Genomic DNA, 17,715 nt, shown 5'->3' with positions numbered 1-17,715 from the left:
CGGTGTCTCTGGCGGTCGAACTTGTCATTCTCCTTGCGATCGCTGCCGGAACGGCGGCCCTGGCCGGCCGGCTGGCCCTCTCAGCGCCGCTGTTCCTGACCTTCGCCGGTCTGATCCTGTCGTTCGTGCCCGGTATGCCGGTGCTCCCGCTGGAACCGCACATCGTGCTGGAGGGGCTGCTCCCGCCGCTGCTGTACGCCACGGCCGTGCGTACCCCGCTGATCGACCTGCGCCGTCAGCGCAACGAGATCGGGCTGCTCTCAGTGGTGCTGGTGGTTGTCACCGCCCTGGTGGTGGCGCTGGTGGTGAAGCTGGTCCTGCCCGACGTGCCGTTCGCGATCGCGCTGGCCCTGGGTGCGGTGGTGGCCCCGCCGGACGCGGTGGCCGCCAGCGCGGTGGCCCGCCGGGTCCGGATGCCCCGCTCAGTGGTGTCGCTGCTGGAGGGCGAGAGCCTGCTGAACGACGCCACCGCGCTGGTCACCCTGCGCAGCGCGATCGCGGCGGTCTCCGGTTCGGTCGGGGTGCTCTCGATCGGGCTGGACTTCCTCTGGGCGGTGCTGGGCGGCGTCCTGGTCGGCTGGGTCCTGGCCCAGCTGGTCTCGCTGATGCGCCGCAAGGTCGAGGACCCGGTGCTGGACACCAGCGTCTCGCTGCTGGTGCCCTTCGCCGCCTACCTGGGGGCCGAGCAGCTGCACGGCTCCGGGGTGATCGCGGTGGTGGTGGCCGGGCTGATGCTCGGGCAGCGGGCCACCGAGATCCAGTCGGCGATGTCCCGGGTCACCGAGCGGGTGATCTGGCGGACCGTGCAGTTCCTGCTCGAGAGCGCGATCTTCCTGCTGATCGGGCTGCAGCTGAAGGACCTGGTCACGGCGGCCATCGAGGACGAGTCGACGCCGAACACCGATGTGCTGGTGCTCAGCCTGGCCGTGCTGCTGGCCGTGGTGGTGGTGCGCGGCCTGTGGGTGTTCCCCGCGGTCTACCTGCTGGGCCGCCTGAACCGGCGACAGCCGGGCCCGACCGTCCCGGAGGTCGCCCTGGTCGGCTGGGCCGGGATGCGCGGGGTGGTCACCCTGGCCGCCGCCCTGACCATCCCGGAAGACGTACCGGGCCGGCCCGCCCTGGTGGTCGCGGCCTTCACCGTGGTCGCCGGATCGCTGCTGGTGCAGGGCACCACCCTGCCCTGGCTGGTGCGCCGGCTGAAGGTGGCCGGCCCGGATCCGGCCCAGGACGCGTTGCAGGAGGCCCTGCTCCAGCAGCAGGCGGCCGAGGCGGGGTTGGACCGGCTGGCCGCGACCCGTCGGCCGGAGGACGCGCCGGACGTGGTGCAGACGCTGGAGTCGTGGGGCGAGCGGGTGGCCAACGCGGCCTGGGAACGCCTGGGCTCGAACGAGAACGCGCAGGAGACCCCGGCCGCCACCTTCCACCGGCTGCGGGTCGAGATGCTCGAGGCGGAGCGGCAGGTCACCGCCCGGGTGCGCCGTGACGGCTCGGTGCCGCACGACCTGGTCGAGCGGGTGCTGGAACGGATCGACCAGGAGGAGGCCATGCTCGACGGCTTCTCCACCGGCACCGGACCGTCCGCGGCGGAACAGTCCTCGATGCTCACCGCGCCGAAACCCGGGGCCTGCTCGCACCTTCAGGACCGCCCGCTCACCGTCGCCCCGGCCTCCCGGCCGGACGCCTGCCCGGACTGCCTGGAGCTGGGCGAGCGCCACTGGGTGCACCTGCGGATGTGCCTGGACTGCGGGCACGTCGGCTGCTGCGACTCCTCACCCCGGCGGCACGCCCAGGCGCACCACGAGAGCAGCGGGCACCCGGTGATGCGCAGCATCGAGCTGGGCGAGTGGTGGCGCTGGTGCTACGTGGACTCCGAACTGGGCTGAACCCTCATGACAGAGGGACGGAACCGGACCCCTCACAGTCCGGCTCCGTCCCTCCAGCGACCCTCGGCTACTTGACCAAGCCAACCGTCTTGGGCTTGTAACCGGGGAAGATGTCGGTCGTGGAGTCCACGCCGACCCGCTTCTTCAGCACCTCGGAGACGATCGAGCGGTAGTCGGTGGTCCCGGCCAGGTCTCCGTCGACCAGCTTGGCCGCGCCCAGACCGGGCCAGCGGCCGTGCACGCCCTTGTTCAGGCCGCCGCCCAGGGCCAGCACCACGTTGCCGTGGCCGTGGTCGAGCCCGCCGGAACCGTTCTCCTCGAGCCGGCGGCCGAACTCGCTGAGGGTGATCAGCGTGGTGCGCTTCAGGCCGTCGGTGCCCAGCTCGGCCGCGAACGCGGCCAGGGCCTTGCTCATCTCCTGCAGCTGGTTGAACATCCAGCCGCCGTCGGACTTGCCGAGGTTCACGTGCATGTCCCAGTTGCCGTAGTCGACCGTGGCCACCCGCAGCCCCATGTCGGCCTTGATCAGCCGGGCCACGTCGTGCAGGGCGTTCCCCAGCCCGCTCTCCGGATAACCCAGGTCCTTGGCCGACTTACCGGCGTTCTTCTGCAGCTTGCCCATCCGGCCGACCGCGCCCAGGGCGTTGGTCATCGGCGCCTTCAGCTCCGGCGCGGCCCCGGTGTGCAGGGTCTTCATCGCCGAGCGCCAGCGCGACAGCGGCACCAGGTCCTCGGCCACCGAGAGCTTCACCCCGGCGATCGAGTTCATCGCGAACTTCATGTTCGGCCCGATCATCGAGTCCGGCAGCGAGCCGGAACCGACCTGGGTGCCGGCGAAACCACCGAGGTCGCCCAGACTGCCCAGGGTGCGGTCGATCCAGCCGGTGCGCAGGCTGGACGACGGTGCGGCGCGCTCCATCTCGGCCATCGCCTCGAAGTGCGAGCGGGTCGGGTCGGCCTGGCCCACGGCGTGCACCGCGGCCATCGTGCCGTTGTCGAACAGCTTGAACACCGGCTCCATGGCCGGGTGCAGGCCGAACATCGAGTCGAGCTTCTTCGACTGCCCGGCGGCCACCTTGATGCCCGGGCGGGCCTTGGCGTAGGCCGGGTCGCCCAGCGGCACCACGGCGGACAGGCCGTCGAAGCCGCCGCGCAGCGAGAGCACCACCAGAGTGCCGGTGCCGGCCGGGGCGCCGAAGGCCAGGGTGGCCCCGGAAACCGTGGTGGCAGTGGCCAGTCCGCCCACTGCGGCCATCCGGAACAGGGTGCGCCGGGAGACGCCCCGGTTCTCCGGGCAACCGCAGTCGAGCATCTGCTCCGGCGTCTGCGGGATCATCGTCGTCATCAGTTCTGCAACCGTTCTGTTCAGACGGACCGGCGATCAGACCGAGAGGTGGGCCGGGGCGGACAGGAAGAGCGTCGCGGTCAGCGCGATCGTCTCGTGCTGCTCCCAGGAGTTGGCGTTGAACGTCTTGGGCAGCTTGGTGCCGTTCAGCAGGGTGACCGCGGCCGAGCGCTCGCGCTTGGTCGGGTTGCGGCCGAAGATCTTCTTGCCCACCGCGGTGATCACCCCGGCGCGCGTGGTCGGCTTCTTGCCCAGCAGCTTCTCCGGCCCGGGCAGCGACATCTTGCTCGGCCACCAGCCGTGCACCATGGCGGTGGTGGAGTTGAACACCTGCAGCGCCCCGGCCGGCGACTGCCAGGAGGCCGCCCGGTCGGCGTAGCCGTTCGGCATCGACCAGCCCAGCGGACCGTGCCCGGCGTCCTTGACCACGTAGTACAGGTCCAGCAGGGCCTTGCCGTTCGAGCCGTTCTTCACCCCGATCGCCCGGGCGCTGGCCACCACCTGCTCCATCGGCCGGCGGATCTTCTCACCGCTGGAGGCGGCGAACTCCGGCGAGCTGAACAGCGCGCGCAGCACCGGAACGATCGCCGTGTCGTTCTTCGTGTACACCTTGGCCAGGCTGGTCACCAGCGACTTGGGCGGGCTGTCGGAGACGAAGTGGGTGGCCAGCTTGGTGGCGATGTTGCGGGCCGTCTTCGGGTGCCGGGCCAGATAACGCAGGTACTTGCGCTGCGCCACCTGACCTTTCGCTGCGTCGGCGTTGGCGATGCTGAAACCGTAGGCCTTGATCCGGCCGGTGTAGTGGCGCTGCGGCTCGTACTTGCGCTTGCCGTCCCAGAACGTCCAGCCGGTCAGCAGCAGGGCCGAGCGCTGGATGTCCTTCTCGGTGTAGCCGCCGTTCACCCCGACCGTGTGCAGCTCGAGCAGCTCACGGGCGTAGTTCTCGTTCGGCGCGTCCTTGGTCGAGTTGGCCGCGTCGAGGAAGGTCAGCATCGCCGGGTGAAAGGCGCTGGCCAGCAACAGGTCCTCGAACGAGCCGAGGGCGTGCTTGCGGACCACGTCGATCTGGTAGCGGTGCCGGGTGTCCCAGACGTCGCTGCTCGGGCAGGCGATGTTCAGGTGGTTGGACCAGAAGTCGACCATCACCTCGTACAGCTCGCGGCTGGAGAACAGCGCCCGGCCCAGGTGATTGGCGCAGACGTCCATCATCACGTCCCAGGCGCCGACCTTCAGGCCGCTGCGGGTCTGCGCGATGCTCCAGCGCAGGTCCGGGAACTGGGCGTCGACGGCCTGGCCCTTCGGGTCCTTGATCTTGGCCGGCCGCAGCTGGCGCTCCAGCCAGGCCGAGGCGCCGAGGCGCTCGATCGAGCGGTCGCTGGCCACGGTGCGCCCGTAGGTGGCCCGGCCGATCAGCAGGTCGGCGTCGACCTTGATCTTCTTCTTGGCGGCGGCGGCCGCACCGGTGGTACCGGTGAGCGTGGCGGCCTTGGACGAACCGTGCAGCACGGTCGCCGAGGCGCCGGACGAGGAGACCGCGGCGCCGGTGCCCGCACTCGTGGTCAGGCCCGCGCCGGTGCTCGCGCTGCCGGCGACGGCCTGCTCGGTGGTCAGGGTGGCGGCGGCCGTGGCGCTGCCGCTGCCCCCGCCCCGCATCAGCAGGTAGCCGGTGCCGCCCGCCGCCGCCACGGCGGTGGCCCCGCTGACCAGCATGCTGCGCCGCGAGACGCCGGCCGCGACCAGTGGACGCGCCGGTGCACTCGTGCGCCGGGGGCGGGTGAGGGGTGCGGACGAATTCTCCGCGGAGACCTTTTGGCCCGCCTGGTCACCGGTGTTCTCACCAGCCGGCGGAAAGCCCTCTGTCATCCGTGTATTCCTCCTGCAACCGCGCCCGGGGGACGGGGCATCGTGTGAAGTCGCAGGAAACTTACAAGTTTTTCGCCAAGTGGGGCAACCATTGACCAGCGGCATCCGACTAAGGGGGTTGAGCCGCGGAAATGTGCTGGTGAGCGCGCGGTTACGGGTTAAGTCAAACCAGCGTCAAGAAGCACTCAACGCAGAATGCGAAGCCCTCGGCAACCCTGTGAAAACCTTAAGCCGAGTTAATGAAAGTGCGTATTTTCTTGGTGCTGGAGGGCCGCAGGAGCCGGAAAAATTAATGACGAGGGTGAGCGGCGACCGCACGAATCTTGCGCCCTGCTGTGGCTGGGTGACGCTGTGTTCGGCGGCCTTGCGGTGAGGCTACGATCCGGAACCCGGCGTCGGCCGGGAACGCAGGAACTGCGCCCCGTTCTCGTCGCCGGCCAGTTCGGCCAGATCGGCCGCTCGGCGGTACGCCTCGGTGGCCTCCCGCCCGGCCCGCGCGAGCAGATCCGCCCGGGCCGCCCAGTAGGGCTGAAAAGTCTCTACTCCCGACGCGGGCAGCTGAGCCAGGCCCGCCTCGGGGCCGTGCAGCCGTCCTGTGACTACCGCCGCCGCAACCTTGGCGCCGAGCCCGGGGGCCACCGCCAGAAGTGCCGTGTACAGAATGTTCAGCGCGGCCCAGTCGGTGCTTCCGGTGCGCCGGCGGTCGACATGCACCGCCTGGATGGCGGCCTCCAACTGAAAGCGTCCCGGCGGGCCGGACGGCCGTGCCCTGCGCAGTAGCGCTTCCCCTTCATCAAGTAGTTGCGAGTCCCACTCGGCCGGGTTCTGCTGTTCCAGGGGCACGAAAGTGCCGGTGCGGGAACGAGAACGGGCCAGGGTAAGGGTGGTGAGCGCGGCCAGCGCCCAAGCTTCGGCCTCGTCTTCGAGCAGCGCCGCCAGCGTCACGGCCAAGTACCGCGCCTCGCCGGCGCTGGTGCTGATCGCGGCGCATCCGTAGACCGCTTCCAGCACGGCGGTCAGGCGTTCCGGCAGCACCCGGCGGTCCGGCACGGAGAACGGGATGCGGGTGTTCTTGATCCGGCGCTTGGCCCGTACCAGCCGCTGGGCCATGGTGGACGACGGCACAGCGAACGCCCGGGCGATCTCGGCCGCCTCGAAACCCATTACCACCTGCAGCATCAGCGGGGTACGGGCGGCCGGGTCGATGGCCGGGTGGGCGCAGACGAAGAGCAGTTCGAGGCGGCGCTCGCCGATGGCCAGGGGGTCGTGGTCAGCCAAGGGGTCGTACGCGGCGTCCCCCTCGTCGATCGGCGCCGAGGTACGGGCTGCGGCCGACTTCCAGACATCGCGCTGCCGGTTGCGGGCCACGGTCAGGAGCCAGCCCTCCGGGTTGTCCGGCACTCCCTGAGCGGGCCAGTGGCGCAGCGCCGCCTCGAAGGCCCCGGCCAAGGCATCCTCGGCCAGCGCGAGATCCCCGGTGGGGGCGGCCAGAAGCGCTACCAACCGGCCGTAGGAGGAGCGGGCGGCATGCTCGGCCGCCGCCCGCGCCTCCTCGCTCACGTGTTGGGCGTCCAGACTCCGGCCACCGTGTGCACGGCTCCCGGCCGGATCTCCACCGACCCCCACTGCGCCTGCGGCGCTTCCCGGGCCCAGGCGATCGCCGCATCCAGGTCGGCCACATCGATCACGATGGTTCCGGCCAGCTGATCCTTGGTGTCGGCGAACGGGCCGTCCTGCACCTGCAGCGACCCGTCCACCACCCGGATCGTGGTGGTGGCGGACGAGGGCTGGAGCACTTCGGCGGCGATCAGTACCCCGGCGGCCTGGAGGGTGGCGGCGTAGCTGCGCATCGCCTGCCGGCCCGCTTCCATCACCTCGGGCGGGAGCACCTGGGCGGCCTCTTCGGAGACGTGCATGAGAAGCGTGTAGCGCATGACGTTCTTTCCCTTCGTCGTCGCACGGGCAGGTCTGGTTCGCAGTGATGACGAGCCAGGACCGGGCCGATCGACAGCCCTCGGGAAGTTTTCTACGTCAGTGCGGAGACCTGGGCCAGCACATCGTCGGCACAACCCCAGGAAAGCGTGACCCCGCTGCCGCCGTGGCCGTAACAGTGAATCGTGGTGCCCTCGGCGCCTCGTACCGTCTCCAGCCGGACCGCGGGCCGGGCCGGCCGCAGACCGACCCGGTGGGCGAGCACGGTGGCCCGCTCGAGCGCCGGCACCAGTTCCTTCGCCCGCTCGAGGATCTGCGCGGCCAGCGCCTGGTCGGGGGTGGTCTCGAAGTCGTTCACCTGGGCCGTACCCCCGACGACCACGTGCCGGGCGTGGGGCAGGACGTAGGTGAGCACGTCTGGGTCGGTGTCGTCGGCCCACCATTCGGTGATGCCCGGGTTGGACATCCGCAGCACCTGACCGCGCACCGGGTAGACGCTCGGGTCGGCCGCCAGAGCCCGGCTGGCCAGCCCCGTGCAGTTGACCACCAGGCCCCGGGCCGGCAGGGCGCTCAGGGGCATCCGGGTCAGCGTGCCGCCCGCGGCCTGCAGGCGGGCGACGAGATACGGCAGGTAGACGGTCATGTCGACCATCGGCACGGTGAGGTGCCAACCGCCGCGGTGTCGGGGGTGCGGATGATTCACGTAGGTCAGGTCGACAGGCAGCCCGTCGGCCCAGGTCGGCCGCTCGGAAAGCCCGACGATGTACCCCGGCCGCAGCACCACGCCCGTCTCGTCTTCCTGGGCCAGCCGGGACAGTGCGTGATAGGTGGCCTGCGCCCAGCCGGCCACCAGGTCGGCGGGCTCGGCCAGGAACGGCTGCCACAGTCCCCCGGCCACGGCCGAGGTGGTCTCCAGCGGCATCTCCCGGGCCATCACGTCGACCGCGTGACCCGCCTCGGCCAGCCGGACCGCGCAGGACAAGCCGATGACACCCGCGCCGATGACGGTGATCCGTGCAGCCATAAGAGGGATGGTGCCGTGACCGGGTGTCAGCGTGCTACCTGACGTCCACCATTCGGGTCTAGGCAGAAAACGTCTGGGGAGGCCAGGGTGCCCTCCGTTGCGCCGGGACGGCTGGGGTCCTCACCGTCCGGCCTACTCAGGTTGAAGTGACTCACATTCTGGGTCACTATCTGACTCATGAGCCCGACCGCACCTATCCGCAAGAACGTGCCCCTCGACGAGAACCTGATCCACGCTGTCGAGGCCGCCCGTACCCCGGGCTCCACCTACAACTACGCCCTCACCCATCTGGCCGGTCATTCGGCCGCGAAGTCGGAAGCCACCACCCTCACCGCGCTCGTGCAGCTCGGGGTGAAGGCTCTCGACGAGGCCGTGCTCGAGCAGGCGTACGTCGACATGGCCGCCCAGCGTCAGGAGGACGCCGACACCATCAGCTACCAGCAGGCTCTGCGTGCGCGCCGGCGGCGCTCCAGCACCGACGACTGATCCGTCACTTTCGGGGGAACTTTGCTCAAGCCCATCCGCAACCACGTCTACATGGCTGATGTGGGGCACGGCGACAAGCCGTGGTTGGTCGTGTCGAACAACCACCGCAACGGGAACCTGGACACGGTTCTGGCGGTGCGCATCACGACCACCGACAAACAAGCGGCGGCGCCTACGGTCGTGCCACTGTCTGCTCACGATCCTCTGGTCGGCTGGGCGTTGTGCGACGACCTGGTCCAACTGTTCCACGACGAGCTGAAGCGGCACATGGGTGTGCTGACGGCACCGACGATGCGAGATGTGGAAGACGGCCTGAGGATCGCTATGAGCCTCTGAGCCGCCTTCGTCGGTCGGCGAGCTGGCTTACGTCCACAGATCGAGGACGTCGGTCAGCCCGCCTTTGTGTCGGCTCCCACGGCCTCGTTCACCGACGAGAACCCGTCGGCGCGAAGCCTTTCCGCGATCCGCCGCTGCACCTGACGGGGCCAGAGCAGCCCGCCGTAGATGAATCCGGTGTACGCCTGCACCAGCGTGGCCCCGGCCCGGATGCGCTCGTAGGCCTCGTCGCCGGTCATGATGCCGCCGGCCGCGATCAGGACCATGTCGTCGCCGACCCGGGCGCGCAGCCGGCGCAGCACCTCCAGCGCGCGCTCGGCCACTGGCGGACCGGACAGGCCGCCCGCACCGAGCGCCTCCACCTGGTCGGCTGGGGTGTTCAGGCCGGCCCGGGAGATGGTCGTGTTGGTCGCGATGATGCCGTCCAGGCCGAGTTCCAGGGCCAGGTCGGCGACCGCGTCCACGTCCTCGTCGGAAAGGTCGGGGGCGATCTTCACCAGCAGCGGCACCCGCCGGGTACCGGTTCCCCGCCCGGCCGGGGCGGATGCATCGAGAGTGCGCCGAACCGCGCTCAGCAGCGGGCCCAGCGAGGCCACCGCCTGCAGGTCGCGCAGCCCGGGGGTGTTCGGCGAACTGACGTTGACCACCAGGTAGTCGGCCACCGGGCCGAGCCGGGCGGCGCTGGCCACGTAGTCCTCGATCGCGTCGGCCGGGCCGACCACCTTGGACTTGCCGATGTTGGCGCCGACCAGGGCGTGCCCCTGACGGCTCTTCAGCCGGACCGCGGCTGCGGTGGAACCGTGGTTGTTGAAGCCCATCCGGTTGACCAGGGCCCGGTCGGCGGGCAGCCGGAACAGCCGGGGCTTGGGGTTGCCGGGCTGGGGACGGCCGGTGAGCGTGCCGATCTCGACGAAGCCGAAGCCCATCGCGGCCAGCGCGTCGGGGGCCAGCGCGTCCTTGTCGAAGCCGGCGGCCAGGCCGAGCGGGCCGGGGAAGTCCAGGCCGAGGGCCCGGGTGCGCAGCACCTCGTCGCCCGGGGCGAGCAGCTTCTCGAACTGGGTGCGCAGCGCCGGGACGCGCTCGAGCAGGCGGATCAGGGCGAAGGCGCCGTGGTGCGCGGTCTCGGCCGGGACCCGGACCAGCAGGTGCTTGAAGACAAGTCGGTACAGCATCAGAAAAGCCGGGTCTCCACATCGTCCAGGCCGCGCATCTCGTCGTAGTCGAGGATCACGCAGCGGATCCCGCGGTCCTCGGCGAGGACCCGGGCCTGGGGCTTGATCTCCTGGGCGGCGTAGACGCCGCTGACCGGGGAGAGCAGCGGGTCGCGGTTCATCAGCTCGAGGTAGCGGGTGAGCTGCTCGACCCCGTCGATCTCGCCGCGCCGCTTGATCTCGACCGCCACCGAGGCCCCGCCGGAGTCCCGCACCAGCAGGTCGACCGGGCCGATCGCGGTCATGTACTCGCGCCGGACCAGCGACCAGCCCTCGCCCAAGCGCTCCACCTGCTCGGCCAGCAGCTTCTGCAGGTGCGCCTCGACCCCGTCCTTGACCAGGCCCGGGTCGACGCCCAGCTCGTGCGTGCTGTCGTGCAGCACCTCGTGCAGGTTCACGATCAGCCGGTCGTCGGTCTTCGCGCTCTGCACCGTCCAGACCTCGACCACCCCGGCCTCGGCGGCCGTCTCGTCGGGGGTGGCGACCGAGAGCTTGGCGGGCGGGCTCATCCAGTTCAGCGGCTTGTACGAGCCGCCGTCGGAATGCACCAGCACACTGCCGTCGGCCTTCACCATCAGCAGACGGGTGGCGAGCGGAAGGTGGGCGGTCAGCCGCCCGGCATAGTCAACGGAACAACGAGCGATAACCAGACGCACGGTGGACGAGCGTAGCTGGAACCCGGACCGGACGTCGGCAACCGGGCATCCCGCGCGGGCCGGACCGGCCGGCTCAGCTGGGCCGGCCGACATCCGCTCCTGCATCGTGGACACTACTGCGCAATGCGCGGTACCTTCTGTGCCGCGGCAGTGGGCAGGGGCCGGTTCGCGGATCACGGGCTGAGGAGAGGGATGGACACGACGCAGTTGCTCAAGGGGGTGCTCGACGTGGCCGTGCTCGCCGTGGTCGCGCAGGAGGACGGGTACGGCTACGACGTGGTCCGCCGGTTGCGCACGGCCGGGCTGGAGGGCGTGGGCGACGCCTCGGTCTACGGCACGCTGCGCCGGCTCTACGCCGGGGGCTCGCTGACCTCGTACGTGGTGCCCTCGGACGAGGGCCCGCACCGCAAGTACTACGGCATCACGCCGCGCGGGCGTGAGGAACTCGGCGCCCAGCGGCAGACCTGGGCCGGATTCGCCGACACGATGACCGCGCTCCTGGCCGAGCCGGGCAGTTCGTCGGGCAAGACGGTGCCCCTGGCCGGCCGCCGGTGGGCGAACGCTTCGGAGGGGAACTGATGAGCGCGGTGGTCGAGGCGCCCGGCCCGGTGCAGTACGTGGCCGCGGTGCGCGAGGCTCTGAGTGATCTGGAGCCGGAGGAGATCGAGGAGCTGACCGGCGGGCTGGAGGCCGACCTGGCCGACGCACTGGCCGAGAGCACGGCCCTGCCCGACGAACTGTTCGGCCGGCCCGAGGTCTATGCGGCGGAGCTGCGAGCGGCGGCCGGGCTGCCGGCCCGGGTCGACGAGCCCAAGCCGTCGCCGCGCCGGTTCAGCTTGCTGGCTGAGATCGACCGCCGCAAGCAGGCTTTCGTCACCTGGCTCGATGCCCAGCCGATCGGTCCGGACGTGCGGGCGTTCGGCGTCACCTGCCTGCCGTTGTGGTGGGCTCTACGCGGATACGTGGTGTATCAGCTGATCCAGGTGGTCAGCGGGGTGGAGAGCTGGGCGCCGGAAGGGATCGCGGGCTGGCTGCTGTGCCTGGTGCTGATGATCGCCAGCATTGAGGTCGGCCGCCGGAACCTGGCCCTGCGCAACCGGATCAGCATCCGTCTGACCCGGGCAGCCAATCTGGCCACCGGGATCGCCCTGTTCCTCGGGGTCGCCTCACTGCTGTCCTGGGCTCAGCCCGTTGACAGCGAGAGCGAGACTATGGCGGGCTACGTCGAAGTGTCCTCCAACGAGGGCGTTCTCAACAACGGCGAGCTGGTGCGCAACATCTTCCCCTACGACGCCGAGGGCAATCTGCTGAAAGACGTGCAGTTGTTCGACGACCAGGGGCGGCCGCTCGTTCCTTCGGAGAAGCTCTGGTACGAGGGGGAGTTCAACAACCAGATCCAGGTGGCTCCGGCCCAGACCGCCGACGAGCAGTTGCGCTACAACGTCTACCCGCTCAAGGAGACTCTGAACGCCGAGGACGACGGCTTCGGCAATCCGGTACTGCGCAACCTGCGCGACGCCACCGCTCCCAGCCGCATGCAGTACCCGGTCACGCCGCCGACCGTGCCCAACACACTGCCCGACACCGAGCCGATCCCGGGGGATGAGGCGCCATGAGCACCATCGCGCAGAAGACCGACGCCGTAGGAGATTACGTCGACGCCGTGCGGGCCGAACTGGCCGACCTGCCGGCCGACGCGGTGGCCGAGCTCACCGAGGGCCTGGCCGCCGACCTGACCGAGACGATGGCCGTGCAGCAGGACCAGCCGACCACCGCGGTGGACATGTTCGGCCTGCCGGCGACGTATGCCGCCGAGTTGCGCAGCGCCGCCGGGCTGGGCCGCCGTCCGCGCATCCGCCTGCCCCGCGGTCGTTCCTGGACGTTCGCGCGTGGTCTGTCGCGGGCCTTCGACGTGATCCGGGAAGACGTCCGGTACCAGTTCGGTGCGGCCCTGGCCGACCGCCGCTGGTGGCCCGGGCTGCGGGACTTCCTGCGCGCGGTCCGCCCGTCCTGGTGGGCTTTTCGCGCTTTCCTGGCCTACTGGTACATCTCCCAGCTCGGCGCCCAGAGCATTCACGAGCCGCTGGGCAAGGACCTGGGGCTGCCGCACAGCCCACTCACCTGGCTGGCCATGCTCGGTCTGCTGGTGCTGAGCGTCGAGCTCGGCCGCCGTCGGCTGCCAGCGCTGGCCGGGGCCGCACTGGTCGTGTTCAACGTCTGGCTGGTCGCGGTAGTGCTGTTGGTTCTCCCGGTCAGCGTGTACTGGGCCTGGTAAACCCGATCAACAACTGAGGACGCCGGTGGGCACCATGGGTGCCCACCGACGTCCTCAGTTCGTGGTGCCCTTGCAGTTAGAGCCTTCCGGTCACCGCGGCCTTGGCATTGACGATGCCGTGACCGTAGAAGCCGTTGTCGTGCTTCGGGCCCTCACAGGTGGAGGTGCTCTGCGCGACCGTGCCGTCCGGGAGGATCCGGGTGTACTGCACGGTGGCCGGGGTCGGGCACGGCGTCTCGACCGCCGACTTCAGCAGCTTGGCCTCGGTCTTGGCCGGGCTCAGGCCCAGACCGCTGCGGTCCTTCTTGCCGTACTCGCTGACGATCAGGGCGGCCACGCCCGCGGCGTGCGGCGAGGCCATCGAGGTGCCCTGCAGGTACTGGTAGTACCCGCAGACCTTGCCCTTGCAGGACTTCACCACGGCGGCGTTGGTCGGTTCGCCGTTCGCGTCGATGTCACCGTTCAGCACGGCCAGGTGCTTCGGGTAGGCGGCGAGGATGCCGGCGCCGAAGTTCCGCTTCTGGTCGGGGGTGTCGTACACGTCACCACCGGGGGCGGCCACGTCGGTCACCCCGTAGCTGGAGTAGTAGGCCTTGCGCTTGCTCGGGCCGGTGGAGCTGACCGTGACCACGCCCTTGCTCTGCGCCGGGACGTTCAGGCACGAGGCGTCGACGGTGCGGGTGTGGGCCTGGCCCTCGGGGTAGTTCGGCGAGGTGGCGTCGGTGCGGGACTTGGTCAGGTCGTGGTTCTCGTTGCCCTCGGCCGCGACCGGCAGCACGCCCTTGTGGCGGGCGTAGTCGACGGCCCGCTGCACCGCGGTGCGGGCGACCTGCTGCTGCTTCTGCTGCTCCGGCGTGTCGGCCGGGTTGTTCGTGCAGTTGTAGAGCCACGGGTCGACGTAGTAGCTCATGTTGACCACGTCCACGCCGATGTCGCCGGCGTAGGTGAGCGCGTCGAGCGTGGCCTGCAGGAAGAAGTAGCCCGAGTCCTGACCGGCCCGGATGTTCACCAGGGTGACCTCCGGGGCGACACCGGCGATGCCGAGGCCGTTGACCGGGGAGCCGATCGTGCTGGCGACGTGGGTGCCGTGGCCGTCGTCGTCGACGTCGGCCGGGTCCTTGCAGTCGGCCACCTCGCACGCCCCGTCGATCTCGGGGATGTCGGTGACGAAGTTGCGCGAGCGCTTCTTGTCGAAGTTCGGCGCGATGTCCGGGTGGCTGCCGTCGACGCCGGTGTCGATGATCCCGACCAGGACCTTCTTGCTGCCGGGCTGCTTGCCGTAGGACCCCTTGGGGGTGGCGTCGATCTGCTTCATGTCCCACTGCAGGTCGGCCAGCGGCTCGCTGCTGGAGGTCTTGCCGCCGCCCTTGGCGGTGCCCCCCTGCGCGCCGGACTGGGCCCGCAGCAGCTCGATCTTCGCGGCGTCGGCCTTCTTCGCCTTGGGCGCCCGGCCGATCACCTCGTCGGGGGCGGCCCCCAGCACCGAGGCGTCGGCGTTCACCGCACTCTGGAAACCGGCCTTGTCGCTGCGCGCGACCACGTAGCCGAGCGCGGCGTTCTCGGAGACCACCGTGCCGCCGGCCTTCTCGACCGCGGCCTTGGCGGCCAGGGTGCCGCCGGCCTCCTGCAGAACGATGTAGTCGGTCGCCGCGGCCTTCTGGGCCACGGGCGCCGGAGCGGCCGCGGCCGGGGTGGAGGCCACCAGTGCGGTTCCGGCGACGGCAGTGATCGCCGTCACCAGATAGACGCCCAGTTGTCGCATCGATTCGGTCCCTTCGTCGCGGGGGAGTGCGCGGGGTGGAACGGACGAGCTGGATGCTGCTGAAGTACCGGCGGTGCCTCGGACGTGGCTGCTGAGGAAGATCCATCGGAATGGATCAAAAGCGGCAAAGCAGTTCACATACCGGCATGTTTTATACAGGTTCTTTCGCGCGGACTGAACAATGGCGAACAATTTTGTGACGAGAGACGTGTTCTGACGTGGGTAACCGTCGGTGGACGGTCGGTGAGGAGGGTTCTGACCGGACGTGGTGGGGTGATCACGGTAGGGACCGATCGGGCGCCGAAGATGTCCGGGATGTATCAGCTCCGGGTCCCCGGACTCTGTAGAGGTGAGCCGGACGAGCCCGGCTCCGGGGTGTGACGGCTTCACCGACAACTGGTCACTCACTGTTATTCGTGCCCGATAAGTGCCGAACGAATCCCTGTTCGAGACCAGCTCTGTACACAGACTGTCGTCCGATCCGGTTAGGCTGGCGCCCGATTGTGCGGGACGCGGCGTGTGGGAGCCGGTCCCTGGGGGGCGCCGGCGTCGGGCCGGTCATCGGTGAGATCTGCGAGGGGAATGTGGTCGTGCAGCAGCCTGTCGACGCTTCGGCAGACGATGCCGGCCTCGGCCCTGCCGCCGGCCCGGTGGTCGAGCACGCGATGCCCGCGCCGCTGGTCTTCGAGGAGTTCGTGGCCACCCGCGGGCCCGCCCTGGTGCGCCTGGCCCGCGGTCTGCTGCGCGACCCCTACCTGGCCGAGGACGTGGTGCAGGACGTGCTGGGCCGGGCCCTGCTGCAGTGGTCCCGGGTGAGCGCCGCGCACGACGTGGACGCCTACGTGCGCCGCATGGTGGTCAACGCCTGCACCTCGTGGTTCCGGCGGGCCGCCCGGCGCGAGCGGGCCACCGACTCGGTGCTGGTGCTGGACACCCCCTCGGCCGACGGCGCCCAGAACCGGGCCGAGCGCGACCAGCTGATCGCCCTGCTCCGCCGGCTCCCGGCCAAGCAGCGGGCGGTGCTGGTGCTGCGGCACTACGAGGGGCTGCCCGACAGCGAGATCGCCGTGCTGCTGAAGTGTTCCGAGGTCACGGTGCGCAGCAACGCGCACCGCGGCCTGGCGAAGCTGCGGGACATGCTGTCCGAGGTGCCCTCAGTCTAGGAAGCCGCTCACGTCGGGCAGTTCCGGCCCGGTGAACTCCAGCACGGCCACCACCGCAGAGACCGGGATCGGGCCGTAGAAGTGCGGGAAGGGCCGTTCGGCGCCGGGCACCTCGTCCCACTGCATCGGCGTGCCCTGCTGGGCGCACAGTTCCTGGTCGACCACCAGCAGGCGCAGCTGCTCGGTGGGCAGGTCGCCGTAGAAGGTCTTCAGCACCCCCTCGGCCTGGGCCGGGGTGGAGCAGTGGATGAACCCCTCCTGCGCCAGCGTGACGCCCCGGGTGGAGATCTCGTAGCGGCCTGCGGTCCGGGCCTGGGCCCAGTCCTCGGCCAGGGCGATGTGCAGTACGCGGGTCATGCTCTCTCCTGACGCGGGATGACGACTTCCTGGATGATCAGCAGGATCGCAGCGGCGATCGGGATGGCGATCAGGGCCCCGAGGACCCCCAGCAGCGCCCCGCCGCCGAACGCCGCGATCAGCGCCACGGCCCCGGGTACGGCCACCGTGCGGGACATGATCCGCGGGGCGATCAGATAGTTCTCCACCTGCTGGTAGATCAGGTAGTAGACGCCGACGACGATCGCCACCTGCAGCGACTGGAACAGCCCGACGATGATCACGATGACCGCCCCGATCGTGGCGCCGACCAGGGGGATCAGGCCGAGGAGGCCGACCACGAAGGCCAGCACCGCGGCGTAGGGGATGCCCAGCACGGTCATCATCACGAAGCTGGCGACCGCGTTGATCGTGGCCACCGCCACCTGCCCGGCCACGTAACCGCCGATCCGCCGCAGGATCTCGTCACCCAGCCGGCGCACCCGGTCGCGGCGCGAGCGCGGCACCAGCCGGTAGCCGGCCTCGGCGATCGAGTTCAGCGAGGCCAGGAAGTACAGCGTCAGGATCAGCACGGTGAAGGTGCTGGCCAGACCGGACAGCACGGCCCGGCCGGCGCCGAGCACCCCGCCGAACACCTGCATCACGGTGTCGCCGCTGCTGGCCCGGTCGCGGATCTGCTGGCTCAGGTTGTCGATCACGCCGTACTCGGCGTTCAGCTCGTTGATCCAGGGGGTCTTGGTCAGGTTGTCGATCTGGTCCGGCGCCGAGTCGATCAGCTCGGTGGCCTGGTCGACCATGTCCGGGATGACGATCGCGGCGAAGCCGCCGAACAGGCTCAGCACGGCGATGCAGACGATGCCCACCGACGAGTTCCGGCTCAGCCCGCGCCGCTGCAGGAAGCGCACCAGCGGGTCCAGGCCGACGGCCAGGAACACGGCGATCACCACCAGGGTGATGGTCTGCGACAGGTCGGTGACGATCTTCATCAGCTGCCAGGCCAGCAGACCGCCGATGGTGGCCACGAAACCGAAGTAGAACGGCCCGTTCCGGTTGATCGGCGGTCCGGGGCGGCCGTAGCGCGGGTTGCCCTGGGTGCGCCGGCGGTACTCGGCCTTGCTCTCTCCCCGGGACGGCCGTCCCCCGGCCGGGCGGGTCTGCGGTGCGTTCACCCCCGAACGCTTGACCGGCTCGACCTTGACCGGTTCAGCGTTGGCCAGCTCGGCGTTGTCCGGCGCGGTGTTGGCCGGTTCGGTGTCGACCGGCTCGCCGGCCGGGTGCTGCGGGGTGGGACCGGCCACCGGTGCGGGCTCCGAAGCCGGGGGCTCGGCCCCGAGGGTGGACTTCTCTTCGGGCTCCGGCTGCTCTGGCACCGCGAGGTCTCCGTTCCGTGGACTGCGGGCGTGATCTTGATGGGCCCGAGCATTCTCACCCAAACGCGGAAAC

17 protein-coding genes are annotated in these 17,715 nt (G+C 70.1%); 7 read left to right on the top strand and 10 right to left on the bottom strand.

The window, feature by feature from the left end; genetic code table 11:
• The first annotated feature begins 2 nt into the window (after positions 1-2).
• On the top strand, positions 3-1,883 hold the full coding sequence (locus QSK18_RS24015) for a Na+/H+ antiporter (protein WP_285623585.1): 1,881 nt from the start codon (positions 3-5) through the stop codon (positions 1,881-1,883).
• A 67-nt stretch (positions 1,884-1,950) separates the two neighbouring features.
• Here the strand turns inward: QSK18_RS24015 and QSK18_RS24010 are convergent, their stop codons facing one another.
• The 5 genes from QSK18_RS24010 to QSK18_RS23990 all read right to left on the bottom strand — a co-directional run bounded on the left by QSK18_RS24010 (position 1,951) and on the right by QSK18_RS23990 (position 8,047).
• Positions 1,951-3,228, bottom strand: a complete 1,278-nt coding sequence (locus QSK18_RS24010; RefSeq protein WP_232813625.1) for a DUF1501 domain-containing protein — start codon at positions 3,226-3,228, stop codon at positions 1,951-1,953.
• Positions 3,229-3,264: 36 nt separating this feature from the next.
• Positions 3,265-5,091, bottom strand: a complete 1,827-nt coding sequence (locus QSK18_RS24005) for a DUF1800 domain-containing protein (RefSeq protein ID WP_232813626.1) — start codon at positions 5,089-5,091, stop codon at positions 3,265-3,267.
• Positions 5,092-5,466: 375 nt separating this feature from the next.
• Entirely contained in the window at positions 5,467-6,651 is a 1,185-nt protein-coding gene (locus QSK18_RS24000) for an RNA polymerase sigma factor (protein ID WP_285623580.1), read from the bottom strand.
• Complete coding sequence (locus tag QSK18_RS23995) at positions 6,648-7,025, bottom strand: YciI family protein (protein ID WP_232813628.1); 378 nt, start codon at positions 7,023-7,025, stop codon at positions 6,648-6,650. Before QSK18_RS23995 ends, QSK18_RS24000 begins: the two co-directional genes overlap by 4 nt.
• 92 nt (positions 7,026-7,117) lie before the next feature.
• The gene (locus QSK18_RS23990; RefSeq protein ID WP_285623575.1) at positions 7,118-8,047 is read right to left on the bottom strand and encodes an FAD-dependent oxidoreductase; all 930 of its coding nucleotides are present in this window, start codon (positions 8,045-8,047) and stop codon (positions 7,118-7,120) included.
• Between the two features lie 177 nt (positions 8,048-8,224).
• Here QSK18_RS23990 and QSK18_RS23985 point away from each other — a divergent pair, with 177 nt between their 5' ends.
• Positions 8,225-8,533, top strand: coding sequence for a hypothetical protein (locus QSK18_RS23985; RefSeq protein WP_285623572.1), 309 nt, complete (start codon positions 8,225-8,227; stop codon positions 8,531-8,533).
• A gap of 21 nt (positions 8,534-8,554) precedes the next feature.
• Entirely contained in the window at positions 8,555-8,869 is a 315-nt protein-coding gene (locus tag QSK18_RS23980; protein ID WP_232813631.1) for a type II toxin-antitoxin system PemK/MazF family toxin, read from the top strand.
• 53 nt (positions 8,870-8,922) lie between these two features.
• Here QSK18_RS23980 and QSK18_RS23975 read toward each other — a convergent pair whose 3' ends face one another.
• Complete coding sequence (locus QSK18_RS23975) at positions 8,923-10,038, bottom strand: quinone-dependent dihydroorotate dehydrogenase (RefSeq protein WP_352396634.1); 1,116 nt, start codon at positions 10,036-10,038, stop codon at positions 8,923-8,925.
• A gap of 2 nt (positions 10,039-10,040) precedes the next feature.
• The gene (gene nucS / locus QSK18_RS23970; protein ID WP_232813633.1) at positions 10,041-10,736 is read right to left on the bottom strand and encodes an endonuclease NucS; all 696 of its coding nucleotides are present in this window, start codon (positions 10,734-10,736) and stop codon (positions 10,041-10,043) included.
• Between the two features lie 192 nt (positions 10,737-10,928).
• Here nucS and QSK18_RS23965 point away from each other — a divergent pair, with 192 nt between their 5' ends.
• From QSK18_RS23965 to QSK18_RS23955, 3 genes are read left to right on the top strand one after another with little or no spacing between them, the layout of a single operon-like run.
• Entirely contained in the window at positions 10,929-11,315 is a 387-nt protein-coding gene (locus QSK18_RS23965; RefSeq protein ID WP_232813634.1) for a PadR family transcriptional regulator, read from the top strand.
• Positions 11,315-12,352 carry a hypothetical protein gene (locus QSK18_RS23960; RefSeq protein ID WP_285623567.1) on the top strand — a complete coding sequence of 346 codons (1,038 nt, stop codon included), beginning with the start codon at positions 11,315-11,317 and terminating at the stop codon, positions 12,350-12,352. Before QSK18_RS23965 ends, QSK18_RS23960 begins: the two co-directional genes overlap by 1 nt.
• Complete coding sequence (locus tag QSK18_RS23955) at positions 12,349-13,011, top strand: hypothetical protein (RefSeq protein ID WP_285623565.1); 663 nt, start codon at positions 12,349-12,351, stop codon at positions 13,009-13,011. Before QSK18_RS23960 ends, QSK18_RS23955 begins: the two co-directional genes overlap by 4 nt.
• 76 nt (positions 13,012-13,087) lie before the next feature.
• On the opposite strand, the gene QSK18_RS23950 is transcribed toward QSK18_RS23955, so the two are convergent.
• Positions 13,088-14,773, bottom strand: a complete 1,686-nt coding sequence (locus QSK18_RS23950; protein WP_232813637.1) for a S8 family peptidase — start codon at positions 14,771-14,773, stop codon at positions 13,088-13,090.
• A gap of 590 nt (positions 14,774-15,363) precedes the next feature.
• On the opposite strand from QSK18_RS23950, the gene QSK18_RS23945 reads away from it, so the two are divergent.
• Positions 15,364-15,936, top strand: coding sequence for a SigE family RNA polymerase sigma factor (locus QSK18_RS23945; RefSeq protein WP_232813638.1), 573 nt, complete (start codon positions 15,364-15,366; stop codon positions 15,934-15,936).
• On the opposite strand, the gene QSK18_RS23940 is transcribed toward QSK18_RS23945, so the two are convergent.
• The gene (locus tag QSK18_RS23940; protein WP_232813639.1) at positions 15,928-16,293 is read right to left on the bottom strand and encodes a DUF952 domain-containing protein; all 366 of its coding nucleotides are present in this window, start codon (positions 16,291-16,293) and stop codon (positions 15,928-15,930) included. The genes QSK18_RS23945 and QSK18_RS23940 overlap by 9 nt on opposite strands.
• Positions 16,290-17,642, bottom strand: a complete 1,353-nt coding sequence (locus tag QSK18_RS23935; RefSeq protein ID WP_232813640.1) for an AI-2E family transporter — start codon at positions 17,640-17,642, stop codon at positions 16,290-16,292. Before QSK18_RS23935 ends, QSK18_RS23940 begins: the two co-directional genes overlap by 4 nt.
• Between the last annotated feature and the right edge of the window lie 73 nt (positions 17,643-17,715).

It is taken from the genome of Kineosporia sp. NBRC 101677, assembly GCF_030269265.1.
GTDB lineage: Bacteria > Actinomycetota > Actinomycetes > Actinomycetales > Kineosporiaceae > Kineosporia > Kineosporia rhizophila.
This window is presented reverse-complemented; position numbering and strand designations above follow the sequence as displayed.

What these genes read in the sequence shown, in the direction of transcription:
- QSK18_RS23965 (WP_232813634.1), top strand. Translation starts at nt 10,929, where the DNA reads ATGGACACGACGCAGTTGCTCAAGGGGGTGCTCGACGTGGCCGTGCTC.
- QSK18_RS23985 (WP_285623572.1), top strand. Translation starts at nt 8,225, where the DNA reads ATGAGCCCGACCGCACCTATCCGCAAGAACGTGCCCCTCGACGAGAAC.
- QSK18_RS23960 (WP_285623567.1), top strand. Translation starts at nt 11,315, where the DNA reads ATGAGCGCGGTGGTCGAGGCGCCCGGCCCGGTGCAGTACGTGGCCGCG.
- QSK18_RS23995 (WP_232813628.1), bottom strand. Translation starts at nt 7,025, where the DNA reads ATGCGCTACACGCTTCTCATGCACGTCTCCGAAGAGGCCGCCCAGGTG.
- QSK18_RS23940 (WP_232813639.1), bottom strand. Translation starts at nt 16,293, where the DNA reads ATGACCCGCGTACTGCACATCGCCCTGGCCGAGGACTGGGCCCAGGCC.
- QSK18_RS23955 (WP_285623565.1), top strand. Translation starts at nt 12,349, where the DNA reads ATGAGCACCATCGCGCAGAAGACCGACGCCGTAGGAGATTACGTCGAC.
- QSK18_RS23990 (WP_285623575.1), bottom strand. Translation starts at nt 8,047, where the DNA reads ATGGCTGCACGGATCACCGTCATCGGCGCGGGTGTCATCGGCTTGTCC.
- QSK18_RS23950 (WP_232813637.1), bottom strand. Translation starts at nt 14,773, where the DNA reads ATGCGACAACTGGGCGTCTATCTGGTGACGGCGATCACTGCCGTCGCC.
- QSK18_RS24005 (WP_232813626.1), bottom strand. Translation starts at nt 5,091, where the DNA reads ATGACAGAGGGCTTTCCGCCGGCTGGTGAGAACACCGGTGACCAGGCG.
- QSK18_RS24010 (WP_232813625.1), bottom strand. Translation starts at nt 3,228, where the DNA reads ATGACGACGATGATCCCGCAGACGCCGGAGCAGATGCTCGACTGCGGT.